General features: G+C 39.2%; 20 protein-coding genes. 3 read left to right on the plus strand and 17 right to left on the minus strand.

Features of this window, described 5'->3' with window-relative positions; genetic code table 11:
• Positions 1-57: 57 nt before the first annotated feature.
• From AB1Z56_RS24110 to AB1Z56_RS24190, 17 genes are all read right to left on the minus strand, one after another.
• On the minus strand, positions 58-1245 hold the full coding sequence (locus tag AB1Z56_RS24110; RefSeq protein ID WP_309364747.1) for an aminopeptidase C: 1188 nt from the start codon (positions 1243-1245) through the stop codon (positions 58-60).
• 223 nt (positions 1246-1468) lie between these two features.
• Positions 1469-2521, minus strand: a complete 1053-nt coding sequence (locus tag AB1Z56_RS24115) for a TerC family protein (protein ID WP_309364746.1) — start codon at positions 2519-2521, stop codon at positions 1469-1471.
• Between the two features lies 1 nt (position 2522).
• Positions 2523-3494: a polyprenyl synthetase family protein gene (locus AB1Z56_RS24120; RefSeq protein ID WP_309364745.1), complete on the minus strand. Its 972-nt coding sequence runs from the start codon at positions 3492-3494 to the stop codon at positions 2523-2525.
• 50 nt (positions 3495-3544) lie between these two features.
• Positions 3545-4108 carry a DUF3109 family protein gene (locus tag AB1Z56_RS24125; protein WP_046672325.1) on the minus strand — a complete coding sequence of 188 codons (564 nt, stop codon included), beginning with the start codon at positions 4106-4108 and terminating at the stop codon, positions 3545-3547.
• A gap of 5 nt (positions 4109-4113) precedes the next feature.
• Positions 4114-4899: a DUF3108 domain-containing protein gene (locus AB1Z56_RS24130; RefSeq protein WP_309364744.1), complete on the minus strand. Its 786-nt coding sequence runs from the start codon at positions 4897-4899 to the stop codon at positions 4114-4116.
• A 118-nt stretch (positions 4900-5017) separates the two neighbouring features.
• On the minus strand, positions 5018-5539 hold the full coding sequence (locus AB1Z56_RS24135) for a DUF2480 family protein (RefSeq protein ID WP_426790367.1): 522 nt from the start codon (positions 5537-5539) through the stop codon (positions 5018-5020).
• Between the two features lie 61 nt (positions 5540-5600).
• Positions 5601-7706: a SurA N-terminal domain-containing protein gene (locus tag AB1Z56_RS24140; protein ID WP_313268908.1), complete on the minus strand. Its 2106-nt coding sequence runs from the start codon at positions 7704-7706 to the stop codon at positions 5601-5603.
• Between the two features lie 294 nt (positions 7707-8000).
• Entirely contained in the window at positions 8001-8630 is a 630-nt protein-coding gene (lptC, locus tag AB1Z56_RS24145) for an LPS export ABC transporter periplasmic protein LptC (protein ID WP_309364741.1), read from the minus strand.
• Positions 8631-8634: 4 nt separating this feature from the next.
• Positions 8635-9960 (minus strand): hypothetical protein, encoded by a 1326-nt coding sequence (locus tag AB1Z56_RS24150; protein WP_309364740.1) that lies wholly within the window; start codon positions 9958-9960, stop codon positions 8635-8637.
• 175 nt (positions 9961-10135) lie between these two features.
• On the minus strand, positions 10136-11119 hold the full coding sequence (locus AB1Z56_RS24155; protein ID WP_309364738.1) for a DUF6427 family protein: 984 nt from the start codon (positions 11117-11119) through the stop codon (positions 10136-10138).
• 20 nt (positions 11120-11139) lie between these two features.
• The gene (locus AB1Z56_RS24160) at positions 11140-11349 is read right to left on the minus strand and encodes a CcmD family protein (protein WP_309364737.1); all 210 of its coding nucleotides are present in this window, start codon (positions 11347-11349) and stop codon (positions 11140-11142) included.
• Between the two features lie 241 nt (positions 11350-11590).
• Complete coding sequence (gene ccsA, locus AB1Z56_RS24165) at positions 11591-12256, minus strand: cytochrome c biogenesis protein (RefSeq protein ID WP_293905317.1); 666 nt, start codon at positions 12254-12256, stop codon at positions 11591-11593.
• A gap of 37 nt (positions 12257-12293) precedes the next feature.
• The gene (locus tag AB1Z56_RS24170) at positions 12294-12953 is read right to left on the minus strand and encodes a heme exporter protein CcmB (RefSeq protein ID WP_309364734.1); all 660 of its coding nucleotides are present in this window, start codon (positions 12951-12953) and stop codon (positions 12294-12296) included.
• A gap of 77 nt (positions 12954-13030) precedes the next feature.
• Positions 13031-13429 carry a hypothetical protein gene (locus AB1Z56_RS24175; RefSeq protein WP_070563336.1) on the minus strand — a complete coding sequence of 133 codons (399 nt, stop codon included), beginning with the start codon at positions 13427-13429 and terminating at the stop codon, positions 13031-13033.
• A 103-nt stretch (positions 13430-13532) separates the two neighbouring features.
• Complete coding sequence (locus AB1Z56_RS24180) at positions 13533-15368, minus strand: ABC transporter ATP-binding protein (RefSeq protein WP_426790368.1); 1836 nt, start codon at positions 15366-15368, stop codon at positions 13533-13535.
• A gap of 161 nt (positions 15369-15529) precedes the next feature.
• Positions 15530-16084: a hypothetical protein gene (locus AB1Z56_RS24185; protein ID WP_309364730.1), complete on the minus strand. Its 555-nt coding sequence runs from the start codon at positions 16082-16084 to the stop codon at positions 15530-15532.
• Between the two features lie 161 nt (positions 16085-16245).
• Entirely contained in the window at positions 16246-17034 is a 789-nt protein-coding gene (locus AB1Z56_RS24190; RefSeq protein ID WP_309364728.1) for an SAM hydrolase/SAM-dependent halogenase family protein, read from the minus strand.
• Between the two features lie 351 nt (positions 17035-17385).
• Here AB1Z56_RS24190 and AB1Z56_RS24195 point away from each other — a divergent pair, with 351 nt between their 5' ends.
• The 3 genes from AB1Z56_RS24195 to AB1Z56_RS24205 all read left to right on the plus strand — a co-directional run bounded on the left by AB1Z56_RS24195 (position 17386) and on the right by AB1Z56_RS24205 (position 19857).
• Positions 17386-18351, plus strand: a complete 966-nt coding sequence (locus AB1Z56_RS24195) for a PhoH family protein (RefSeq protein ID WP_309364726.1) — start codon at positions 17386-17388, stop codon at positions 18349-18351.
• A 141-nt stretch (positions 18352-18492) separates the two neighbouring features.
• On the plus strand, positions 18493-19443 hold the full coding sequence (locus AB1Z56_RS24200; protein ID WP_309364725.1) for a phosphoribosylaminoimidazolesuccinocarboxamide synthase: 951 nt from the start codon (positions 18493-18495) through the stop codon (positions 19441-19443).
• Positions 19444-19476: 33 nt separating this feature from the next.
• Positions 19477-19857: an STAS domain-containing protein gene (locus AB1Z56_RS24205; protein WP_309364723.1), complete on the plus strand. Its 381-nt coding sequence runs from the start codon at positions 19477-19479 to the stop codon at positions 19855-19857.
• Position 19858: the final 1 nt, after the last annotated feature.

Genomic DNA, 19858 nt, shown 5'->3' on the forward strand with positions numbered 1-19858 from the left:
ACAAAAACACCTCTGAAGTATTAATTTCAGAGGTGTTTTCGTGGACTGATAAATCGCTTATTTGATATTTATCTTCGATTTTAAATCTTTTGTTAGACCGTCTTTATGTAACATCAAAGAAGTTGTTTTATAGCGCACAAATTCTTTCGATGCATATAAGTAACCGTGGTAGTCATTTGTTGTGCCCCAAGAGTTTTTAACGATGTAATACTCTTTTCCGTTTTGATCTTTGACAAGACCTACGATATGCATGCCATGGTCATCTGTAGTTTGCCAGTTGTCGAAGGCTTTTTGTCTTTCTTCTTCTGTTACTTTTAACTCTGGCTTAGGACCAACAAACATGGTTGACTTTTCTTGGTCAGTCATTTCTTCAAATGGTTTTTCGGGTACATAAGCTACGCCATTTTTCCAAGAGAAACCTTTTTCTGATACGTCAGTTGCCCAAGCTACCGTATAACCTTTTTGCAATGCGTTGTCAATGATATCCGTTAAATCATTCATCTTCACATTATAGAAACGGTCGAATGACCAGTTGTCTGGAATCAACAATACGAATTGGCTGTAGTAAGGGTGATCAGTTACAGAAGCGATACCTACATAATCATCCGGATTGATACCAATTACCTGATCTGCAAAGGTGCGTGGTGTATAAGATTTACCATTGTAATCAAATTTCTCAGGGACCTCACCAAGGTAAGAATCCATTGCAGCTGTATAGGCTTTCTCCCAGTTTGGCGTCAATGTTTTACCTTTTACTACTGCACCTAACATGGCATCCAACATATTTGTCATTTCACCAAAGTTGTTGCGTGTAGTACCGTAGTGAAGACCTGTATAAGCCGATTGTGGCATTGTACCGTATTTACGGAATGAGTTCAATACATCATGGAATTGACCACCTTCACCTAGTGACAATCCTCCGTGAAGACGTACATAAGTACGTGCTTTGTCTAAGTATGTGTTGCGTGCAGTATAAATTTGGGAGATCTCAACAGGTTTTTTACCCATACGAATCATTTCTGACTCCAGGAAAGAATTACCTGAATAGGACCAACAAGTACCTGATGAACCTTGGTTTTTGATGGATGTGTTACCTAGATTGATAACTTCAGTAAAGGTAAATCCGGATTTGCTATTGTCATTTTGATTTGCTTTTAAGGCATTGATCAAATTGTCTTGTGCTTGTACTTGGAAGGAAGCTGCGAAAAGTGATGCGGCTAGTACAATCGTTTTATTCCAATTCATTGTTAGTGTTTTGTTAATTTAATGTGGTGCTAAATTAAATAAATAAAATTTAGTAAGGTAAATTCCTCTGTAAAATAATTGTTCTTAAAAATTGGCTGTTTTTCTGCTATTCTGCTGCTGGAAAATAGGATGCTTAAAAAGCAGCGATATTGATCAGAAATGGCCAGAAATTTCTTTCTGACCATTGTGTTTTAGTAAAACCATTTTTTTAAGCCGCATTGGCTTAATCAGCCGGTTCAGCCTTTTTTGGGAAAACCAGTGAAGCAATAATACTCAATGCAAGTATGCCGACAATAACGATCAGCGAATGTGTTGTTGTGAAACCTACTTCGGCCAACCAATGGTGCAGCAGCATCTTTAGACCAATGAAGACCAGCAAAAAGGCTAAGCCTACTTTGAGGTATTGGAATTTGTGGATAATGTTGACCAATAGGAAGAACATAGATCGTAATCCGAGGATTGCAAAAATATTGGAGAAAAATACCACATAGGCATCTTTGGTCACCGAGAAAATGGCAGGGATAGAATCCACCGCAAAAATCAAATCCGTAAATTCTATGACCAGTAGTACAAGAAATAGTGGCGTCATATATTTCACTCCGTTTTCTACATGGAAGAAGTGCCCGCCATCTAATTTTGGTGTTACCTTAAAGTATCGGGAAGCGAATTTAACAACTGGATGATTCTGTGGATCCACTTCTTCTTCCTGATTACGGTTGATAAACATTTTGACACCTGTAAAGACCAGAAAAGCGCCAAAAACATAGAGGATCCAGCCGAATTTAGCAATAAGGGTCGCGCCAAGGAAAATAAATAAGAATCGCATAATGATTGCGCCCAAGATTCCCCATACCAAAACTTTATGGTAATAGCGCTCCGGAATACCAAAAGAGGTGAATAATAGGACCATCACAAAGATATTGTCTACGGACAAGGCATATTCTACAACATAGCCTGTGAGATATTCCAGACCGAGATTCTTATTATAGACCTCGAGACTGGCGGCTAAATCACCCGGAATTATTTTAATATCGTGGTGGTGTTTGGTAATGATTTCTTGAAGGTGGTCCAAGTCATGGATATTGTGTAATTCAAACCCATAGTGACGAAGAAGCCAATAGAAACCCAATGAGAATAAGACCCAGATGGCGCTCATGATGCTAGCCATCTTTAGGCTAACTGGTTTGTCGCCTTTGGAGAATAAACCTAGATCTATTGCTAGCATAAGTGCAATAAAGATAAGGAATCCGCCAAAAAACATTAATTCGTGACTCATTTTATTTTTTTCTTTCTGTTGTATATTTTACCAGCTGCTCCAACCCCGCTTTGTATTCACTGTCGGGAAAGTCTTCCAAAATCAGGAAAGCATCTTGTTGGTATTCGAGCATCTTATTTGTAGCGTATTCGAGTCCTCCACTCTGGCGGACAAAGTCAATGACTTCGGCCACTTTGTGTGTGTCTTCATTATGGTTTTTAATCAAATTAATGATCCTTCGCTTTTCACTTGAAGTCACTTGATTCAAGGCATAGATTAGCGGTAAGGTCATTTTCTTCTCTTTGATGTCATTGCCGAGTGGCTTGCCAACGTCATCTAGCCCAAAGTCGAATAAATCGTCCTTGATTTGGAATGCAATTCCGATCTTTTCACCAAATTGATGGAGCTTATCTATTGTTTCCTGATCTGCATTTGAAGAAGCCGATCCACAGGCACAGCAAGAGGCAATCAGCGAAGCTGTTTTCTTTCGGATGACCTCAAAATAAATAGACTCTTCAATATCCAGTTTACGGGCCTTTTCGATTTGAAGCAATTCACCTTCGCTCATTTGATCAACAGCTTCTGATACAATTTTGAGTAAGTGATAATCCTGATGTTTTACAGAAAGAAGCAGGCCCCTTGACAGCAGAAAATCACCTACCAAAACAGCGATTTTATTTTTCCATAATGCATTGATGGAGAAAAAACCTCTGCGTTCGTAGGAATTGTCCACCACATCATCATGTACCAGTGAGGCGGTATGCAGCAATTCTACGAGAGCAGCCCCTCTGTAAGTGGATTCATTAATTCCGTTGCATATACCAGCAGAAAAGAACACAAACATAGGCCGCATTTGTTTGCCTTTACGTTTGATCAGGTATTGGGTAATACGATCCAACAAGGGGACGGAGCTTTTCATTGAAGCTTTGAATTTTTTTTCAAAAGCCTCAAGTTCGTGGACAATAGGGCGTTGGATCTCTCTTAATTTTGACATGAATTGGGGTGAAATACCAAAATAGTTAAAGCTTAAAGATAGTGATTTTGTTACAACTCTTCGACTGCTTTCTCAAGATTTTTGTACCATTCTTCACCATAGGTGCGGATGAGAGGATCCTTTAAAAATTTAAATACAGGGACCTGTAATTCTTTGCCAAATGAGCATGCATCTTTACAGATATGCCAACGGTCATAGTGAAGTACGTCGAATTCGGGATAATGTGTTGTTCTGATAGGGTAGAGGTGACACGAAACGGGTTTGCGCCAATGGACCTCGCCAAGTTCGTAAGCTTTTTCGATAGCGCATTTTGTAATACCATTTTCCCAGGTCACATAGGCACATTCTTTATTTCCATCGACACAGGTGGTGGTTAGATCGCCATCAACATCGACAACATACTTCCCTTGCTCTTCAATCGCTTCAATACCTTTCTCGGTCATATAGGGCTTTACTTTTGGATAAATCTCCTCCAATATAGCCTTTTCACTCTCCAATAGAGGAGCGCCTGAATCGCCTTCAATACAACAGATTCCTTTACATTTTGATAAATTACACACAAAGTCATTGTTGATTAGATCTTCGTGTACCAATACATTTCCTACTTCAATCATTCTAATTATTTTGAGTAGCTTGCTCTTTGTCCCAATTTGTATTTTAATCCACTGGCTTCGAGTAATTCCAATGTTACCGAGCCGATTAGAATATCTACATTGGCTTTGACCGGAATGCGGTTGCCATCATTGGTTACCCACAAATAAAGCTTGCTATTTTTTTTAAAGATACGTCCCGGTTTAATCTCAGGACTGAATTTGAGGCATTCTAATGTGCCTAATTCTGTTTTTATTTTTTCTATTCCAATATATTGTATGCCTAAAGTGGCAATCTCATCATTCAAAAAATAAGTCAGCTTAAAAGATTCTCCTGGTTTAACAGTCGATAGATCTAGATTACGGGCGAAATAATAGGAGGAAAGCAAGTCGAAAGTCTGATCTACCTTCGAATTAAAAGTCCCTTTATTACCTACAACTGTATTTGTCTCTTGGTTGAAGCGTACCTTATCATTGCGTCTGTATCCCCCCTCGCGAATGTTCTCCGTATAGTAATACGGTAAAAATGTTTTGCTGTTGATATACGAGTTGTATTCATTTCTTACTGTATATATTGCAAAGGCACCCGCTGTTTTACCGGCAGCGTATAAATGAAAGGAGGGATTTCCAGATCCATCCTTAGTATCTTCAACAGTTAATGTTCCCGTTGCGGCAGAAATAAAGCCATAACGGAGTTTATATTTTAATTTCTCGCCGCCTTTAAATGCTGATTCTTTTAAATGCGGTAAATCTTGAGCAAAAGCAGTACTTACTAAAACGGATAAGTAAAGGAGCAAAGTCGATATAAGTTTCATGTACGTAAGTTTACGAAATTTGTTTGAAAAAGAAATGTTAATTTCATTCAAATAAATTTAACTTTTGCTGTTAATGAAGTGCTCATGGACGGTGACTTATACTGACTTTTGACCAACTTTATCTAGGCCGTGCACGCTTAAACACAGGAACCGTAGAACAAGGTTCGCCGTACATAATACTTTTCGCTACCTTACTTAGTTTTACCGTAAACTGTACAAATGTAGACTCGGGAATAAACGTATCACCACAACCTTTCACAACCACACGTTGATCCCTGAACTGTTCCATGTCAATCTGTTCAATTGCCGCAGCATACTGAATACGCAATAACTCATCTAGATCGCCAAAAATAACTGTCGGGGCATAGGGCTCCAATTTGTTGGCCAATAACATATAAGCCCATGTTGGGACAATAGCATCGGCTGTACACGTAATGGCGACATGTTTGTCTGTATATTGCGACCAGTCGTGTGTTTTAATGAATTCCCGGAAATCCTTTTCTTTCAGAATTAGACCATGGAAGAGATTATCCTTAATATCATATACTACATTGTCTGCTTTGGGATGGTAGTCGGCCAAGTCAACAGTGACTAACCCGCTTTGCGCAACTTTGTTGACAATATTTGTTTGAATATCCATATTTACATCAAAAAAAAGCCGGACGATAATTCGTCCGGCTACAAATTTACTTAAAAATCTTCTAAAAGAATTTCACTCTATTGTCAATGATTTCAGCTTTGTCTTGCAATGCGCGGAAAATAGATCCCCAAGCGCGTTGTGCTTTTGCTGCAAGCATTTGTTTCTTTTGTCCGTTTATATCCGAAATTGCTGCTGGATTTGTAAAACCGTTTACTTGTACAACATATACTCCTGTATTGCCTTCAATAGCTTTAGAAGGTTTGTTTGGCTGAAGTCCAAATACAGTACCTACAACTAAATTTTCTAATGCTACACCAGGGATAACTGGATTTGCGAAGACAACATTTTCAACATGAATAGCTGCTTTACCAACTTTTTGGGCAACTTGATCAATAGAAGAAGTGCCTGCTAAAGCCTTGTCAAATTTCTCTTTCAAGATTTTCGCTTTAACCATATTTCTTACCGCAGGTTCGATATCTTTCTTAACGGCCTCCAAAGAAAGGGTTCCTTTTGCTTGGATGTTCACTAAGTTTGCTAGGATATAAGAAGTTTCAGTCTCAAATACTCTATCAGAGACATCACCTTTTTTAGCTTCGAAAGCCCATTTAATTAAATCACGTGGAGCTTCGGTACCGTCTAGGACATTATCCATCGCCGTTACGCGTGAGGCTGTTTTTGCTTCTAGACCAAGTTTCTTTGCTTCTTGAGCAAAGTTTTGTGCCGTAGCTGCAGATAAGAATGCTGTAGCTTTGCTATGTGCATTGTTAAGCGTTTCTTTTCCGCTGCTGATCACTTTATCTATGATAGCAACTTTCGCGTATTTTGAACTGCCTGTTTGTTTCTCAATTTTAATGATATGAACACCAAATTGTGATTTTACAACTTTGATATCGCCCGTTTTGCCTTCGAATACAGCTTTTTCAAATTCAGGAACCATGCGACCTCTTGTGAAAGTACCTAGTTCACCACCATTTGTTTTGCTTTCAGGATCTTTGCTGAACTGAACTGCAAGCGCAGCAAAATTGTCTCCTTTTTGAATCAGACCTTTGATCGAATCCGCTTTTGCCAACGCTTTATCAACGCCGCCCTCAGCAGCAGGGTCCAATAGGATATGAGATGCTTTTACAGAGTCAGGACTGATAATCGTCGAAACAACTTTTGCAATTTCATATGCGTTATTGTTCAAGAAAGGTCCCACAGTTGTTCCGGCTGCAACATTGAACACAACGGAATCCAACGAAGGACTCAATTGACCCTTTTTTACATAGGTGAATGGAAATTTGTTGTCTGAGTTGATTGAAGCGAACAAGGAGTCATCTTTTGAAACAATTAAATCTTGTTTCAATTTATTGATTGTCTCTTTTACCGCCAAAGAATCTTTTGCAAGAGGTTTTGCATCTACGGTTACGTATTGAATTGCACGTGTTTCCTCTTGTGTTTTGAACATGTTTTTATGTTCGTTATAATATTCTTGGTAATCAGCATCCGTCAATTTAGCATCTGCGTCTTTAATAGAAGCATAGTCTAAAAGGATATATTTGAAGTTTGCCAATTTGTTGCGCTCTTGGTATTCTTCATTTGCCTCCAAGGAGGTAACATATACGCTGTTGGAAAGCAATTCGCCATATTTGCTGCTTAAACGCTCATCTTTTACCCCTTCAAGTAGCGCTTCCCATTGCTGAGCCACTTGTTGGTTGCCTGCAGTGTTAACTTGGCTGATAAAAGTACGCAATTGACCAGAGTCGAACTGTCCCGTTTGTGGGTTGGTAAATGCTTGTACGATCTGGGGCGAAGGATTTGGTCCTTGTACTAGATCATTTAATTCTTTGGCACCTACTGTCAAACCGATTTTTTCAATTTCTTTCTTCAAGATCTCTCTTGATAAGAATTGATTCCATACTTGTTGAACTGCGTATGTCCGCATTTGAGGGGTAACTGTACCACCCATCTGTTGTTTGAACATTTCTTCTGTTTGTTCAACTTGTTGATTGAACGCAGGATATTCAATTTCAGTTCCGTTGACTTCCCCTACACGATTTTGATGTCTCGCCCAAAAAGGAGCCCCTCCTCGAACGACATCGCCTAGTAAAAATGCTAAAATTGCGATAGCCATAGCTGCTGTCAAGATGACACCGGCTTTGTTCCGCAAAAAGCCCATTAATCCCATAGTCTGCTTATTGTGTTTATATTGTGTAAATACTTGTATTTCGTTAATTTATGCGTAGCATAGCAAAATGCGGTGCAAGATACAATTTTTATAAAAAAAAACGGAATATTTTCCTGAATGTAGTAAAACAAATTTGAAAACTATTTGTATAAAGTGGTGTTTTTTCTTCTCTTTTTACACAAAGGATTCGTTCTGAATGACTTATTCAAATAAACAATCGGCGAGGGAGTGAATTATCCAGAGCCACCTAGATATTTACGCCAAATAGAAATCAGGTTGATGCCCTGCGATCGGCTATTTACCTAGCGATGGGAAGAGGTTGTTGTTGGTAATGACGGTATACCCGGTTGCGTTGGCTATATTGACATGTTTAAAATCCTTGTCCGAAGTAAATGATGAGCCTTGTAAGTTTCCCCGATTATCCCGAAAGAACGCCGTAATCGGAACATGATTATAAAAGGTCATGTTGCTGTTGCTATCGGCCTTACTTTCGTCGTAGATGATTTCCTCGGTTTTGATGATAGAACCATCAGCCATGGTAACGACTACATTTTTTGTAAAGGTGGTCGTCTTTTCTTTTTCCCTTCGAATGGCGTGGTCGGAAGTGATGCGTTGAGTTTCCTTCAAATGGTCATCGTAAAAGATGATTTTGATGCTTTTTGGAAATTCGTAGACTTCGGTACTATCATGTTTAATGCGCATTTCGGGCGCAGTGAGATTCGCTTTTACCCGTGTGGAATCGCTATAGATAATATCAACATGACGAGAAATGTCGACCGCCTCTTCTTTTTTCATGTTAGCAAGTCGGTCTACTTCTTTTAGATCAGGCTCACAGGAGGTCAATGACAGCGCCCCTAGTAAAAATAAGATTACTAGGGGCGATATATTTTGGATGATGGATAAGGCAAAAGTTTTGCGTACCATGCTATTAATCAAATTGTGTTCTTCTAAACCAGCGGTCATTTAAGGTAAAGCCGATATTAAAGTTAATATAACGTTCACGTAGGAGATTATTGCTGATTTTACCCATTTGGCCAAATTCGGCAGAGAAGTTGATTTTAGAGAACGCTCCTGAATATTGATTTCTTGCCAACGGTAATCCTACCCCTACTGTAACCGCCATGTCATTGATATTTTGGTTACTCAAGAAATATTGTGTTTTGTTATATCTGAAACCAATTCTATAGTCTACTTGGTTTAAATATTTGAGCGAAGTAACATCTGGTGTAATCTGCCCCCCAATGGCTACGCCATAATTCTTACGAAGCTCATTTTCTCCTTTTCTTGTTTGAAATCTGGACCAATCTGCGTATTTAAAATCGGCACCCACTAGCCAGCGATTGCTACGGGCAAGCGTGATACCGACATTATGTTTCAACGGAAGGGTCAAATGTCTGCTACTACGATCCGAAACATAGGTACTATCCAAAGGGATATTTTGGTTGTCCGGATCTGTTGAAGGTGTTGTTCTTGTATTAAATATTGTTGTCCTCTCTTTAATATCATTATTCAGGGATCCCGAATAACCGAAGGTAAGTGAATACTCTTTATTTAAAGGTTGTTCGTATTGTAAACCATAATCAAAGATAATCCCCTGGATTTCACGTTTATTTTGTTGTTGTACATTTAATGCACCAGATGAAGGCAAAAATTCTACACGGCTATAATCATTTAATGTTCCAAATAGATAAGACATGTTGGCACCGATACTCAAGCCTTTCACAATGCGTACGCCCCAGCCAGCGTATGCCTTTGTTAAACCACCTTCGCCCGTAAAAACTTTAGTATAGGGGTCAGAATCGGTGGTTCCTGTTGAGGATGTCCGATAGCCTATATCTGAATAGGGAAGGATACCTAAGCTGATACCGCCAAATCGTTTCATTGGGAAAGTCATGGTGATATGGCTAAAAGCAAAGTCAGCCGTATTGTCTGATCTTGTTGTCGAATTTAATTGGGTGTAATTCCCATATAAACCAGCATCAAAGGTTGTAAACTGTGTTGCAGAATAAGATGCAGGATTGCTTGGGTTGGTATTGTATACGCTATTGATTTTCCGGATAGCGGTATTGACACCACCCATCCCTCTATATTGTGGCAATAAATCTTCGCGCATCTGACCAAGTCCAAATTGAGAGTAAGGTGATGCGGATGTCGTTTTTTGTGCAAATGCGGTAGTAGAACTAGCTAAAATTCCACCTGCTAACAACAGTTGGAGTGATTTATTTCTTAGAGAGCTTGTGAAGCGTTTCTGCATGGTCAATCTATAAAATTGAGAAACTAATGTTTATTTAGTTTTAGTGAAATTTTCGAGTTATCTGACTCTTATATTAAATGTTCTTTGCTTTTAATCGCATACAAAACTATTCAATTTTTGCGAGCTTGTTAAGCCGATTTTGTTAAAAAAGGTTAAACGCTTATTGTACAGTTGTTTAGAAAAATTGAAAGTAGATTATGGTTAGTGTTATAATGGCGTATACGACCTCAAAAAACCATTTCTTTTTGGCGTAAGTGAAATAATATGCCATATAGATGGCTATAGAAGGCGCACAAAGCAGAAAATGAGCCTCTGTTAGTTTTTTATTCCAATAGAAGGATACTATCGCCAGACATAACATAAAAAACAGTAACTGAAATGACTTGCGAATATGCACCACACTTTTGAAGAAGTTGTCTTTCAATACCAGTAGAAAGAGGATCAAGGTAAAGATTACGGGAACGAGGACGAGGTAATCGACTAATTGAATGCGGATAGCTGTAGGAAATTTGTAAGTAAATGGCAACCAAATGGTGTAAAATTGCGCCATTTTACCCGTCCAAAGATAGACAACTGCCAAGATAAAATAGACCGTTGCAAGACCTAATAATGGTGTGACCCACTCTCGCCAATTGAAAGGCCTAAAAATGAGCAAGCCTATCCACAATAAGAAGAACATGCTCAGAAATGGAAAATAGATCAGACTTCCTATGCCCACGATCATGCCGAGATCAAACATTTCGGCTTTAACATCTGTCTGCCGATAGAGGGAGAGCAGTTTGCTTAACATCCATATCGAAATAAAATTGCAGATTAAGGTTGGAGAGAGTACTAGGAATGGCAAAAATAAGCTGGCAAGCGTCATGTACATTAACGCCACCAGGAAACTGGGTTTCCCTAACAGATTAAAATGGCTGGTGATGCGATTGAGTATTGTAGCCTGAAAGATCGTCAAGATCAATGTGATAAAAACATTGGTTGAAGGGGAGAGATTGATCAAGTTGTTTTCTCCCAAAAGATTCCCCAAAGCAGGCTCAAAGATTACAGAATCAAGTTTGTCCGGAAGGTGCAGAAATATGCCTAAGCATAGAATAAAACCTACGACGGATAGAAATAAAATATTTATTGGTGAATAATTTCTAAACTGACTTATAATCATGGTATGGGATCAATAAAATACTATTTATTCTTTTTCTCCAATTTGCTGATACGGCGATCGAGCAAGAAGAGGAAGAAAGCCAAACCTAGAAAAATGACCAACATGACCAATACAACAACGTAGATCTTACCTTCACTACGTAATCCGGTCGCCATATCGACATCATCTTGTGCAAATGTGCTCAAAGTTGATAAGAGTAATAAGGCGATTGACAATGTTATTTTTTTCATTTGTTTAAAATATTTATTAAGTGTTATGCTCATTGGTATAAATGAGTTCTTTCACTCGGTTTGTTGTTTATTGTCTTGAAGCTATCAGATTTATTCATTTCCTATTTGATTATTCATGTGCAATGTGTTTTTTATTGCATTCATGAACTTGTTTCATACGGTTTGAATAAATGATGATGGTTTTTATTTGTTTAAATTATAGTCTGTATTGATTTTCTTAGCTATAAAAGATTCGATATCGCTAAGCGCTCAATTCTTGTTTTCTCTCCAATAAACGCATTCTATAACGGAGTGTACAGATCCACGTTGCAATTAGGATCCATCCAATAACCGAACTGTAGAATGTAGGGCGTAGCTCATTGCTCATCTGAAGATCCGCAAATGTTCCGTTGCCCCCACTGCCTGGGTGTAGGGAATCCGTTAGTTTGGGTAAAATATAGATCAATACGATGATAATGGGAAAGGCGAAGATATTATACACAGCAGAGATCTTGGCTCTTTTTTGCTCTTCATCCAATGCATTGCGAAGAACCAGATAAGCTAGGTACATCAATGTCGCTATGGCGGAGCCATTCAGCTTAGGATCATTTGGCCAAGGCTCTCCCCAGGTGATGTTTGCCCAAAGCATACCTGTCGCAAGCCCAAGAAAACAAAAGGTGATTCCTGTGTTTACAGCTTCTATGGCCATAAGATCATATTCTTGCTTTCCGGTATTTAAGTATTTAATACTGTATATGACAGATACGAGGTACATCGAAATCATGGCAAACCACATCGGAACATGGAAATAGACATTGCGTATGCTTTCGTGAAGGATGAAGAGGCGGGGAACTGGGCCTAGAAGACCATTGATAATGACAGCACAGATAATCATTACTGCTAATATTTTCCACCATTTTTTTCTCATGGATAAATTGAATTTAGTTTGTTCTCAATTCTAAAATTTAATCTCGCCAAAGGTACGGAAATAACAACAAAGAAATAGTGATGGTGATTACATTAATTGCAAGTAATACGATTATTTCTTTGCTACTCGATGCCCTTTCCAGGCCTTCTATTGCATTGCGAGATAGCTTGATTAATACGATTAATAGAGGGATAATTGCGGGGAAACTTAAGATGGCCATTAAGGTGCTGTTGTTACCTGCTTTGGAACTAATGCCCGAGATCATGGTAAAAACAGTGGCAAAACTGATGCTGCCAAGGATAACGGCAACAAAATAAAGGGCCGGGTCACCGATAGGGTTTCTGAATATCGTTGAATAGACGAAATAGGCAATGATGGCAAGAAGGGTCATCATCATCATATTGTAGATGACTTTCGCTAAAATAATTGCTCTGGGATCGACCAGAGAGTAATAATAGAGTTGTCGATTGGGATTTTCTTGAACGAAGCTTTTGTTGATTGCATTGATCGAAGCGAAGAGCATAATGATCCAGAACAATGCATTCCAAGTAGTCGTATCAACTGATTTAAACGCTTGATAGCAGACGAAAACAGTTGATACGACATATAGTAGAATTCCATTAATAGCATATTTTGAACGCCATTCCAGAATGATGTCTTTAAGAATTAAAGTTTTTACCTGTTGCAGTAAAGTCATATACCGCAAAGATACAAATGTATTTTGACCGCGAGAGTGACCAAAACCATCAATTCTTAAAAAAGCTGTTTTTTTACTTATGCATTAGAAATTTTGGACTTTGCAGCATCAGTCGTATTGTCGATTTTGCTTGCCAAATTTTGAGCGGCATTGTTGGCGTGGTCCAAAGCTTCTCTGCCGGCTTCTTTTGCTTTGTTTTTCAGTGCATCTGCATCGTCCGAAGCTTTGCTAAAAGCAGCCTGAGCTTTAGACTTCAGATTGTCCAACTCGGCGGAAGCTCTGTTGGCTAGTTTTTGGGCTTTTTTAGCTTCTTTTTTTGAAAGATCTTTCAATGACTTAGTTAAGCTTTTAATGCCATCATTTGCACGATCTAGTTGTTTTTTTCCATCATCAGTTCCTAAAAGATACCATGCAGCAGCTCCCGCAGCTAATCCTACCAAAGCAAATGCCACTAATCCATTTTTGCTATTTTTCATAATTCTTCTATTTTGTTATATATTCAAATGATAATCAAGTATGATACCAAATGAACAATCTCTGGGTGAATTTGTTTAAAAAGAATCAATAATTAACAAAATTTTACATATCAATCTTCTGCTGCTTGGATTGAAGATTATAGAGATGCTGATAGAGACCACTTTCCTTTTGGAGTAGTTCAAAGTGAGTGCCGCTTTCAGATACGATGCCATTTTCAACAACGATAATTTTATCAGCGTCTACAATCGTGGATAGTCTGTGGGCAATGATAATTGAGGTGCGTCCACGCATTAATTCTTCCAATGCATCCTGTACCTGTCTTTCTGATTCAGAGTCTAAGGAAGAAGTAGCTTCGTCCAAGATAAGAATTGCCGGATCTTTTAACAGTGCACGTGCAATGGCGATACGTTGACGCTGGCCGCCAGAGAGTTTGACGCCGCGTTCACCAACGACCGTGTCATAGCCTTCAGGGAAATTTAAGATAAATTGATGGGCATTGGCACGTTTTGCGGCTGCTATAATTTCATCTTCGGTAGCCTCTAGTTTGCCATAGGCGATATTCTCACGTATTGTACCACCAAATAACAGAACATCTTGCGGTACGATAGCGACCTGGTTGCGGATATCGCAAAGTTCAAAATCGGATGCTGGTTTGTCGTCGTAACAGACTTCGCCTTTGTTGGCAGTATAGAATTGTAAGATCAACGAAGCTATTGTTGATTTACCGGTTCCGCTTGGCCCGACTATGGCAACTTTGTCACCAGCATTGGCTGTAAAGTTAATGTCTTTCAAAATTTCAATATCGGGACGACTTGGATAAGAAAAAGCAACGTGGTTGAAGCTTAGTTTTCCGGTCATGGTCTTGTGGACTTCCTTACAAGTGGGTTTTACATTCAGGTTTTCCTGTGGCTCATCCAAAATTTCTAAAATCCGTTCACTTGCGCCCAAGGAACGTTGGATGTTAGCATATAGTTCGGGGAAACTGCCCATAGAGCCTGCCACAAACATCGAATACAATATGTAGGTCGTTAAGTCACCGACAGTCATCTCATGAATAGAAACTAATGCTGCTCCGTACCAGATCACAGCGATCACAGCACCGAAAATACAGAAGATAATAAAAGAGGCAAAAGCACCGCGGAAAGTAGCTCCTTTGACTGCCAATTTTACGACTGAATCCATCTGATTACTGTAGCGGTTAAACTCGAAGTATTCATTCACAAATGCCTTTACATTGCTTATTCCCAATAACGTCTCTTGAACGATACTATTGGACTCTGCCATTTTATCCTGAGCCTGCCGTGATAGTTCACGGATGAATTTTCCGAAAATAATGGCCGCTACAACGATAATCGGTAAAATACAAAGGTTCATGAGAGCCAGTTTGGGGGATACCCAAACCAAAAGAAAGACACCGAAACAAAGACTAATCAACTGTCTTAAAATTTCAGCCAATGTTGTTGTTAACGTATCCTGAATCTGTGAAAGGTCTGCAGACAAGCGGCTGTTTAATTCCCCAACACGACGATTGGCGAAAAATTCGATTGGTAATGAAATGAGTTTGAGGTAGGTATCCTTGCGGAGTGCGGCCAATGTACGTTCTGCAATCTCTACAAAGATGCGTATGCGAAAGAAAGAAACGACTGACAGAAACGATAGAATGATAAAGGCAATTCCACCGATATAATATACTTGTGGGGTTAGCCAAGGATAAGTTTGCTTGCCTTGTGCAGCATCAATCATGGCACCAAGCAAAGCGGGAAACGCCAGCATGGCCAAACTGGATAATACCAAGAAAAACATGCCGACCCCAAATTTAAACCGATAAGGTTTTAAATAGGTCATTAATTTAGATGCTCTCAATAGGAGCTCCTTATTCAATTTTGGTTTTGGTAGATCTTCTTCTTGTTTATTACCGCTGTTGAATCCTCTTGCCATATCCGCTACTTCAAATTTTGTTGCGAGGACAAATGTAAAGAGATTAAAAATATTTTGCTATCATACTTTAGTCAATTTTTTAACCTGAATCTCACTTTTTCTAAGATAAACAGCTGTTTCGGCTGTTTTGCTATTTTAAAAATGCTTGCACATGAGGAGGTTTAGCCTAAATTTTGATGTTTTGCCGCTAATTGCTGTGCACGGTTTTTATAAAGTAAATAGCCTAAAACCAAGATGACAAGTAAAGCAACGTACAGGAGGATATTACTTACACCTCCGTTGCCGGATGTTTTGTTTACTTGTGTCCGCAATTTTTCGTTTTCTTTTTGAAGCTTACTTATCGTGCCTATGTAAGCTGAGACCTGTTTGTCGTAGTCTGTTGCCAGTTGCTGGAATTTATCCTTTTCAAAATCTTTGATTTTCAATAGTTTTTGAGTCTCTAGGAATATATTGTTGTCGGTGATAACGATATCTTTAAGGATATCAATGCTTTTTTGCATGTCACCTTTTGATTTGAATAGACCAAAAAGTCCTGTTTTTTGCGTGAGGCTCGTGTCATAGGCGCCGAATTTTTGTTGTCGGGCATCCAATAGGTCATTGACATGGCTCCGTTGTACTTCAAATGCGGTTGAGTCTGGATTAGTTTGCGACTTGGTCTGTCCAACGAAGCAAAATAAAATGGTGAGTAAAGAAAGGGATCTTAAAGATTTTATCATGTATTTGGACGATCTGTGTAATCAACTATTTAATTAAGAATAACGTACGCGTTGAAATTTTATTTTGCCGCGATGCTATACCTGAATTTCAGCCCTACGGGTGAAACTGGCCGAGGGTAAAAATAAGGCGGTAGGTAAATACCACCAATGAATTTATGAAATTAATCTTTAAATTCTATACGAATTACATTGGAGTCGTCGTCATGAAGTCCAAGGAGCTGACTTGCATTACCTTTATTGATGGCAATTTCCAGGTAATTTGAAATACCAAATAAACAAAGCTTCTCGCCTTCACCGACTTCGTTGTAATGCCAGGAAAGGTTGGTAATGGTTTCATTACGTTTGAAATAAAGGACAAAATGACGCCCTTTTTGAACTCTATTGAAAAGATCTTTCGAGATATTGGTAATGGCGTTGCCGAAAGCATCAACATAAATGACGTTGCCCCGGATCATGTCTTTATCAAAGATAGGCTGCAAAGTTACTTTTTCGATGAGTTGCTGCATTGGGGTGCCGATCTCTTTTAGTTTGCCTCCTTTGGCGATATGACAAGCTGACTTAGAAAGAATATCGGCGAGGGGGAAATGAAGATACCGAAGGTCTTGCATTAAGTTGAGCTCATACAGTTCCTGTGGTTCATTGCCGTTTAGCAATAGACTGAAAATACCATTGTCGGCCCCGACGAAATAATGATCGTTGTATTTCATGCCGATATATTTCGACTCTTCATGAAACAGGGTGTTAATTCCGATAATGTGAACGGTTCCTTTCGGGAAATAGTGGTAAGCGTTACCCAATACAAAGGCCGCCCGAGGGATGTTGAATGCTGGAATTTCATGGGTAATATCAACAATATTGGCACCAGACAACTGCGATAAAAGACTACCTTTTAACGCGGCTTGATAAAAATCTTTGTGTCCTAAGTCTGTTGTTAATGTAATTACTGCCATTATAATCTAAATCCTAGATCGAATTGCTGTCGAATTCCCTTAAATATACCCTTAAATTTATCTAAATAGTGGACAAAATTACTATTTATCAGATGATTTATAAAGCTAATTGGATAACTTATTTTGAATCTGTCTTTTTTCGATTGATATACACAAACATAGCGAACATTTTGTGCATAAGGAAATCTTTGCATCCCCTTGTCTCTTGTTTCCATAGCCTTCTAAATCATCCTTTTTTGTGCACTGTATCTTCTTGGTTGTTTCGTTAGAATACGTTAATTTTGAATAGTATTATACAGGGACGATGTTGTGTAATGGCTACAATCTAATTAATTCTAAATAGGATAAAATTTGAACGAATTACTAATTGCATTAGATGGTCTGAATTTGCCCATATTATGGGGAGCAGACAATGAGCACTTCGATTATTTGAAGAAGCAATTCCCAAAACTGCGGATTGTAGCTCGGGGAAGTGAAATGAAGGTGTTGGGAGACGCGAAGGAATTAGATCTGTTTGAGCAATCGTTTAAGGAAGTCATGGCTCATCTGGAGAAATTTAACAACATTACTTTATTGGATTTTGAAAATCTCCTAGGAGCAAACGCAGGTTCTGCTGCCCAACAGGAAAAGGAACTGGCGGCCAAACATGCTGCCTTCGGATCCGAACCGATCGTTTATGGACCTAATGGACTGATCGTACGTGCGCGCACTGCCAATCAGCGGAAAATGGTGGATAGTATTTCGAAAAATGACATCTTATTTGCTATAGGACCAGCAGGTACAGGAAAGACCTATACGGCAGTTGCCTTAGCTGTTAGAGCACTTCGAAATAAAGAAATCAAAAGGATCATTCTAACGAGGCCGGCGGTGGAAGCTGGTGAAAATCTTGGTTTTTTGCCAGGAGATCTGAAAGAGAAGGTAGATCCGTATTTGAGACCACTCTATGATGCTTTAGACGATATGATTCCAGCGGAAAAGCTGAAAGGTTACCTGGAAAATCGGACCATTGAAGTCGCTCCGTTAGCGTTTATGCGTGGACGAACATTGGACAATTGCTTTGTAATTCTGGATGAAGCTCAAAATGCTACGGATATGCAGCTGAAGATGTTTTTGACACGTATGGGGCCAACGGCAAAATTTATCGTTACAGGTGATATGACACAGGTCGATTTACCAAAGAAAAATCAATCTGGATTATCTACATCGATTCGCTTATTGGAGAATATCGAAGGGATTGACATTATCCATCTCAGCGGCGGAGACGTGGTTCGCCATAAACTGGTGCGTCGCATCTTAGAAGCATACGGCGATATTTAATTGGTCTGTGCTCAAAGTTAATGATTTGGGACCATGCAAATCGAGCACAGCGAGCTCGTAAAATAAAGCTATTACATTTATGAATGCTTTTGAACGCAGACATAAATGAACAATTACTTACATTTGAATTTTACTTTGAACATGAACGCTATAAAAGAAACAAATTTCAATTTCGAAAATCAGACTGCTTTTTACCGAGGAAAAGTACGCGATGTGTATACGATTGCTAATACTTATTTGGCGATGGTAGCTTCAGACCGTATTTCGGCATTTGATGTGGTACTTCCACGTCCTATACCCTATAAAGGGCAAGTGTTGAATCAAATTGCAGCCAAATTTTTAAAGGCTACGGCGGATATTATTCCAAATTGGGTCGTATCTGTTCCGGATCCAAGTGTAACTATCGGTCAACTATGTGAGCCGTTTAAAGTAGAAATGGTTATTCGTGGCTACTTGTCAGGACATGCATGGCGTGAGTATGCTGCCGGCAAACGTGAAGTATGCGGGGAGTCATTACCAGAAGGCTTGAAAGAAAATGATAAATTGCCAGAACCAATTATTACGCCGACAACAAAGGCAGCGGTTGGACATGATGAAGATATTTCACGTGTCGATATCTTGAAAAAGGGTATCGTAAGTGAAGAGGACTATGTTCAATTGGAACAATATACCAAAGCTTTGTTTCAAAGAGGTACCGAAATTGCCGCACAGCGGGGATTAATTTTGGTGGATACAAAATATGAATTTGGGAAAAAAGATGGGAAAATTGTGTTGATCGATGAGATTCACACACCAGATTCTTCTCGCTATTTTTATGCGGAAGGCTACCAGGAGCGTCAGGAAAAAGGCGAGGCACAAAAGCAGTTGTCAAAAGAGTTTGTTCGCAAATGGTTAATCGAAAACGGCTTCCAAGGGAAAGATGGTCAAGTTGTTCCAGAGATGACCGATGAGATTGTCACTTCGATCTCCGAGCGTTATATTGAGTTGTACGAGCACATTGTTGGAGAGAAATTTGTGTATCCTGATCAAGAAAACGTGTTGGAGCGTGTGGAAAGAAATGTCGCAAACGCCTTGAAAACGCTAAATTATTAGTACATTGTATCCTCAAACAAAGGAGATAGACTAATGAAGTATACCATTGATAAACACGATCGCTATATTGTCATAGAACCTCATGTCGATGTGATTGATGCGGATAATGCCGCTAAACTCAAAGGAGAATTTTTGTTGCGGAATACGATTGGACAACGGAATATTGTTTTGGACATGATCCACGTTCAGCAAACGGACGAGGTGGGCATCCGTTTAGGAGTGCTTGCTCATCGTTTGTGTCAGTCTGTTGGTGGCATATTCATTCTGGTTAATCTTTGTCCCACATTGATGGATATGGTTCGGGTGTCGCATTTGGATAAATCGTTGAAAATTGCACCATCTCTAAAGGTTGCCGAGGATTTAATCTTTGCGCACGAATTGGAATCTGAGTATCGGGGGACAATTGAAGATTGAT

The sequence above is a fragment of the Sphingobacterium sp. WOUb80 genome, assembly GCF_050058145.1.
Lineage (GTDB): Bacteria > Bacteroidota > Bacteroidia > Sphingobacteriales > Sphingobacteriaceae > Sphingobacterium.